This window comes from Flavobacterium nitrogenifigens, assembly GCF_003254565.1.
Lineage (GTDB): Bacteria > Bacteroidota > Bacteroidia > Flavobacteriales > Flavobacteriaceae > Flavobacterium > Flavobacterium nitrogenifigens.
On the sequence record NZ_QJRI01000179.1, the window covers coordinates 320,737 to 327,167 of the forward strand.

General features: G+C 32.0%; 6 protein-coding genes. 1 reads left to right on the top strand and 5 read right to left on the bottom strand.

Translation table 11 applies throughout. The features are described from left to right. Window positions 1–54 precede the first annotated feature (54 nt). The 5 genes from DM397_RS18615 to DM397_RS18635 all read right to left on the bottom strand — a co-directional run bounded on the left by DM397_RS18615 (window position 55) and on the right by DM397_RS18635 (window position 4,384). Window positions 55–867, bottom strand: a complete 813-nt coding sequence (locus DM397_RS18615) for a helix-turn-helix domain-containing protein (RefSeq protein ID WP_111378959.1) — start codon at window positions 865–867, stop codon at window positions 55–57. Between the two features lie 77 nt (window positions 868–944). Continuing rightward, the gene (locus DM397_RS18620) at window positions 945–1,373 is read right to left on the bottom strand and encodes a hypothetical protein (protein WP_111378973.1); all 429 of its coding nucleotides are present in this window, start codon (window positions 1,371–1,373) and stop codon (window positions 945–947) included. Between the two features lie 67 nt (window positions 1,374–1,440). Next, window positions 1,441–2,214, bottom strand: a complete 774-nt coding sequence (locus DM397_RS18625) for a helix-turn-helix domain-containing protein (protein ID WP_111378960.1) — start codon at window positions 2,212–2,214, stop codon at window positions 1,441–1,443. Window positions 2,215–2,331: 117 nt separating this feature from the next. After that, entirely contained in the window at window positions 2,332–3,114 is a 783-nt protein-coding gene (locus DM397_RS18630) for a DUF3050 domain-containing protein (RefSeq protein ID WP_111378961.1), read from the bottom strand. A 91-nt stretch (window positions 3,115–3,205) separates the two neighbouring features. Further along, entirely contained in the window at window positions 3,206–4,384 is a 1,179-nt protein-coding gene (locus DM397_RS18635; protein ID WP_111378962.1) for an acyl-CoA dehydrogenase family protein, read from the bottom strand. A gap of 166 nt (window positions 4,385–4,550) precedes the next feature. On the opposite strand from DM397_RS18635, the gene DM397_RS18640 reads away from it, so the two are divergent. Then, a complete protein-coding gene (locus DM397_RS18640) occupies window positions 4,551–6,326 on the top strand; it encodes an AraC family transcriptional regulator (RefSeq protein WP_111378963.1) in 1,776 nt (591 codons plus the stop codon). The last annotated feature ends 105 nt before the right edge of the window (window positions 6,327–6,431 follow it).

Consider the following 6,431-nt stretch of genomic DNA (forward strand, 5'->3'; position numbering starts at 1 on the left):
TTTGAATCAAAAATAGCCTTATCAATACATTATGAATTGTACAAAACCGACATTTTAAAATGTTCGTTTAATGAGATTGTTGGTTAATTTCCCAGTATTGTAAACATATTCAGTTGGAGTAATTCCCGTATGTTTTTTAAATTCTTTAATTAAATGAGATTGGTCAGAGAATCCGGCATCATAACAAATTGTTGTTATATTGGCATCGTTAGGTTTGTCTTTTAATAGTTTTAAAAAATGATGTAGCCTTACAACGTTGCCAAATTTCTTCGGATTTAACCCAACACATTCTTTGAATTTTCTTTCCAGATGTCTTTCAGTATATCCTGTATATTTCACTAATTGTTTTATAGAAAATTGTCCTTTATTGTTAATAATAAAGTTTAAAGAATGATCAACTATAAATTGATTTGAAGCTGTTTTTGAGGCTAGTAACGATCTAAAAAAAGAATTAAGCAGTTCAACTCGTATTTGATTATTCTGTTGAAATAGGCTTTCCTGAAGCACTGTAATTTTTTCATCAAAAATATCTTCAACAGGAATAATAGCATCGTGAAATTCGTTAGCCGGAATTCCTAATAATTGATGTATTCCGTTGGGCTGAAAAACGACAATGATTAGAGTTATTTCATTCTCAGAATAAAGATCTTTAAAGCCATTAAGTTGTCCGTATAAAAACGAAACAGGTAAATAATCTTTTATTTGCTGTTTGTTAATTCCAGAAATGAGCTTGCTTTTTACAGAAAATACAAGACCAGTATTACCATCAGAAAACAAACGAAATTTTTGCATGGCAGTTTCAGCATTATCTAAAAATAGATAATGTTTGATATAAGGTGACAATTCTTTTGGAGGAGAAACTTGCATGATTTTATTTTTAATTTGCTTTTTTAAGTTTAAATCAGCAAGAATTAACTTCGTACAAAATTAGACATATTTTTCGATTACAGTTTTTCTGATTCCTTGTAGATGTTTCTTTCCATAGTGATATGCAGTCTTTCGAACATTTCAGAAATATTAAACCCCTCTTTTTTGTACTGAGCTTGTACCGCTTCTTTCGCATTTTTCAGAACAGTTTCATTTTCCCAAACCGCAATTGTTATGTAAATTAAATTTCCATTTTCGTCAATACGTTCGTAAGCATTGTCATTTACAAATCCGTTTAAATGTTTTATGAAGTTTCGGTTGATGCGTACTCGTTCTAAAAATTCTTGTTTTGATTTTTCGGGAACAATAAATTTATCGATAAAAATTTGCTGCATGGTTTCTGATTTTTTAGATTTAATTTCTGAATTGATAGTTGTTGATTGAGCATTTGTTCTATAGCTGAATAATGTCAATAAGACAATTGAGATTAAAAGATTTGTTTTCATAATTTCTGTTTTTATTGATGTAAAATTCAGAATTGTGAAAACCAAATCATTGTAAAAAATCATTGATTTACCAAAATGATGGAAAGTTGAAAAACTCTGTTGGAGTTTGTCCTGTAAACAATTTGAAGTCTTTATTAAAGTGAGACTGGTCAAAATAACCCGCGTCAAAAGCTAGATCGATGAGGTTTTGGTTTTTTTGTTTGTGATCAATAATTGATTTTATACGAACAACATAGCAAAATTGTTTAGGAGAAGATCCAATTGTTTTTCGGAATCTTTTCTCAAATGCATCTTGACTGATAAAGAGAGAGTCGGCAAGTTCTTTTATTTTAATAATGCCTTTTTTGGATTGTATAATGTTAATGGCGGCAGAGATTAAATCGTCGGGTTTGTAATTGTGGAGTCTTGATAAAAGAAACTGTTCTATAATCGCAATTTTTTGATTGTTGGTTTTCGCTTCCGCTAAAAGGTCTTCGATAACGGCAATTTTTTGCTGCGGAATAAAGTTGTCGAGCGAAACACTTTCTTCAAATAATTCATGAAGCGGTTCTTTAAAAAAGGCTTTAGCACCAGCTTCTTTAAATTGAACGACAAGAGTTGCCGTATCTTTTGCATAATTAATTAAACGCACTGATTTTCGAATGCCAGAAATTGTAGAAACGGGCAGTTTATCGTGCTGATTTTCTTTAATGTAGTTAATATTGCCTTTGCATCGAAAAGCAATTGCTAGCGAAGTGCTGGGCAAAACCCTGTTTGTCAATTCGTCTTCGCTTTCGATAATTCTGTAAGTCTTAATAAAAGGCCTTAACTGTTCTGTTGGAATGAAATCGATAATTTTCATTTGAAAGTGTTTTTCAACAGGTTGAATGTCAAAGGTATGAAAAACAAAATTCCAATAACTTAATCGTTTGTTGAAACAGTTAAGTTATTGGAATTTTTTAAAGAACTTATTTTATTTTTAAACCATTTCGGTTTTCATTACGATTTCTTCTTCAATGGCATCCCAAAGAGCGATACGTTTTTCTAGGGCAAGAATCGAAACTTCTTCCACTTCTTTCCATTTTTGTGCATCGTCTTCACATAATTCTGTAATCATTGACATAGCCATCGGACCGTGCTCATCAGCATCTAGTTCAATATGTCTTTCAAAATAGTATAACAATTTTGTCAAATCGGTTTCTGGAAGATTCTTTTGAAAGTTTTTCAGAATCTCAGTAAACATACTCGGAATAAGATCTTCTCTTCCGAAAGTAAAAGCGGCTGCAATTTCGTGTGGTTTTCCTTCTTCGATTACTCTAAAAGTAAAATCAAGAAAAGCCTTTACATTTGGATGAAGCGAGCTTTGTTTGATTGCTACAAATATATTGTGCAGAGAAGTCACTTCTGATAAAAAGCTTAAAATTCCTGTTGTATTAGCGCCACAAGCTTCCATTGCTTCAAGATACATTTCGTAGTGGCTTTGTCTTCTTCCGTCTAGGGTTAAATCTGTTTCTTCTGCCAAGACAATTTCGTTAATTAAATAACGTGTACCAGGATTTTTTGTAGCAAACCATGGTGTTGTAGTGCAAGTAAGTTTAGCTTGTAAAGCTTTTAAGAGTGACATGAAATCCCAAACAGCAAAAACATGAGTCTCTAAAAAACTGTGCAGGTCGTCTATATTTTGAATCTTATTGTATAAGGAATGTTTTAAAAGTTGATCTTTTTGAGGTTGTATGCTTTTGTTTATCGTTTCGATATTCATTTGTGAAAAAATTTTGATGCAAAGATAAAAAGCTTCTCCGTCAAGAAGAAGCTTTTCGCATTGATTTTATGTATATTTTAATAATTACAGCTTATTTAAATGCTGGAATTCCAGTCACATCCATTCCTGTTATTAATAAATGTATATCGTGAGTTCCTTCATAAGTAATGACACTTTCAAGGTTCATCATGTGGCGCATAATAGAGTATTCGCCTGTAATTCCCATACCTCCGAGCATTTGTCTTGCTTCTCTAGCAATGTTGATTGCCATATTAACATTATTACGTTTTGCCATAGAAATCTGTGCAGTTGTTGCCCTGCCTTCGTTTCTTAAAACTCCTAAACGCCAAGTTAATAATTGCGCTTTTGTGATTTCGGTGATCATTTCAGCTAGTTTTTTCTGCTGTAATTGGGTTCCTCCAATTGGTTTTCCAAACTGGATTCTTTCTTTTGAATATCTTAAAGCGGTATCATAACAATCCATTGCTGCTCCAATTGCACCCCAAGCAATTCCGTAACGAGCAGAATCTAAACAGCCAAGCGGAGCACCAAGACCAGATTTATTAGGTAAAAGGTTTTCTTTTGGAACTTTTACATTATCAAAAATTAGTTCTCCAGTTGCAGAAGCACGTAGTGACCATTTGTTATGAGTTTCTGGTGTTGTAAAACCTTCCATGCCACGCTCAACAATTAAACCGTGAATTCGGCCTTCTTCGTTTTTAGCCCAAACAATCGCAATATCAGCAAAAGGAGCATTAGAAATCCACATTTTGGCACCATTTAAAAGGTAATGATCTCCCATATCTTTAAAATTGGTGATCATACTTCCAGGATCAGAACCGTGATCTGGCTCAGTTAAACCAAAACATCCTATGTATTCTCCTGTAGCAAGCTTTGGCAGATATTTCATTCTTTGTTCTTCCTTTCCGTATTTCCAGATTGGATACATTACTAGTGAAGATTGAACAGATGAGGTAGATCTTACACCAGAATCGCCTCTTTCGATTTCCTGCATAATTAAACCATAAGAAATTTGGTCTAATCCCGCACCGCCATATTCAACCGGAATATAAGGTCCGAAACCACCGATTTCTCCAAGACCTTTAATAATTTGTTTAGGAAATTCTGCCTTTTGAGCATATTCTTCTATAATAGGAGAAACTTCTTTTTTAACCCAAGCACGAGCAGATTCGCGAACCAATTTATGTTCGTCTGATAGTAAATCGTCTAGGTTAAAATAATCTGGAGATTGAAATAGGTCTGGTTTCATGTTTTATAATTTTTAGCAAAGCAAATTTACATAATAAAAATATAACAAATACAGGTAAAATTGTTATATTTTTTTATCGTAAAAATAAAATTAATAGGAATTTGGCAAATTAATTGTAGTTTTTTGATAATTTATAGACTATTTTTGAATTCCAAAAACAAACTTAATGAGGCTGATCATCTCTTTTTTCTTTTTACTACTACTATTTTCTAGTGGGACTGCTCAAACTAAAGCGGAGCTCACAGAACAAAAGTACTTAGAATTACAGGATAAAATCCGTTTTAGTATAAACGGGGAGTATGATAAAGGTTTGGAGTATGTAAATCAGGTGCTTAAGTCTGAAAATGAAATTCATCAAACCTTTGCTTATGGTGCTGGCTCTTACCTGTATCAGCTAAAAGGAAATGTTGGTCAATCTGATAAAATGTATGCAGAAGCGATAAAACATTTAGCCAAAATCCCAGATTCTAATGATAAAATTAAACTTAATGCATATTTATGCAATTATAGAGGCCTTACTTACTGGAAAAGATCCAATTATGGTAAGGCACTCGGAAGTTATCAGGAAGGGGTTAAGCTTTCTTCTAAAATAAATGACGTTGTTCAGATAGTAAAATTTAAAGCAAATATTGCTTTACTTAATGAAAGTGTTGGGAATTATCAATTATCGATAAAAATCTTAAAGCAGAATGATGCATTTCTAGATAAGAATGAAGGATTGTATGAAAAAGATCAGTTTCAAAATTCTAAGAGTAATACCTTCACAAATCTTGGAAACGCTTATGAAGGGTATTACTATAAAAATCGAGAAAAAACATACTTATTAGATTCTGCAGAGTATTACTATAAAAAAAGCATAGCGTATTCGGATAGATTTATAGACAATAAGACTATTTCTAAACTTAGTTTAGGAAATATTTATCTGATTAAAAAGGATTATACAAATGCCGAAAAAATTTATTATGATATCTCGTTTTATGCAAAACAGACTGATAATGAAGATTTATATCAAATTGCCAATTATAATTTAGGAGACCTTTATTACTCTATAAAGAAATATGATAAAGCTCTTATATTTTTAAAAAAGGTAGATTCTATTAGTCAAAAGAATAAGACTGTGGATAATAGTTATTTTAAATCTAATTACATACAGGCTAAAATCTACAGTATTAAAAATGAACCCGAGCTGGCTTATAAACACTCTAAGCTATACTTGGACTCTTATGAAAAATATGAGGGAAATCTTAGAGAAGAAACTTTAGAGGTAAACTATAAATTAGGAACCGCAGACCTTAGCGACGAGATGCTTAGCGTTCAGGAAAAATATAAATATGAAGTGTTTTGGAATAAAGCATTGAAAGTATTTTATGTAATCTTGGTAATCGGCATTGTATTTTTCCTCATTAAAAATATTAGGGATAAAAATAAAGCTCAAAAGAAAATGAACGCTTTGATTGAAGAGTTCAAAGCTAATCTAGAGAAAAAAGAACTTGAAAAAGCAGAAATAGAGAACGCACCTACCGAAAAAGAAGCTATGGAGATTCTTGAAAATGAAGATGTTGCTCTGAAAAAGGAAAATGCGAATTTGAGTATTGATGAGGCTAAAGAAAACAAGATTGTTGAAAAATTATTGGCTTTAGAAGAAAAACTAGAATATTTAAATGCAGATTTTACGCTTTCTTATGCCGCCAAGAAAATAAAAACCAATACCACCTATCTTTCTTATGTTGTAAACAAAAGGTTTGGAAAATCTTTTAGTGAATATTCTAATGAGTTGAAGATTAATTATGTTATTAACCAAATGATTACAAATCATTTATATCGTAAATATTCTACACAAGCAATTGCGGAAAGCGTAGGGTTTAAAAATGCAGTTTCTTTTGCAAAATCATTTCGCAAAAGAACTGGAGTGTCTCCAGCTCAGTTTGCGAATAATATTTAGTTTAACTATAATATTTACTTTTTTTATGTACTTCCGTTACCGCCATTTCCTTTGCTTGGATATGGTTCAGGAAGCGGCTCTACGTCTCCTCCTTTAATTATTTGC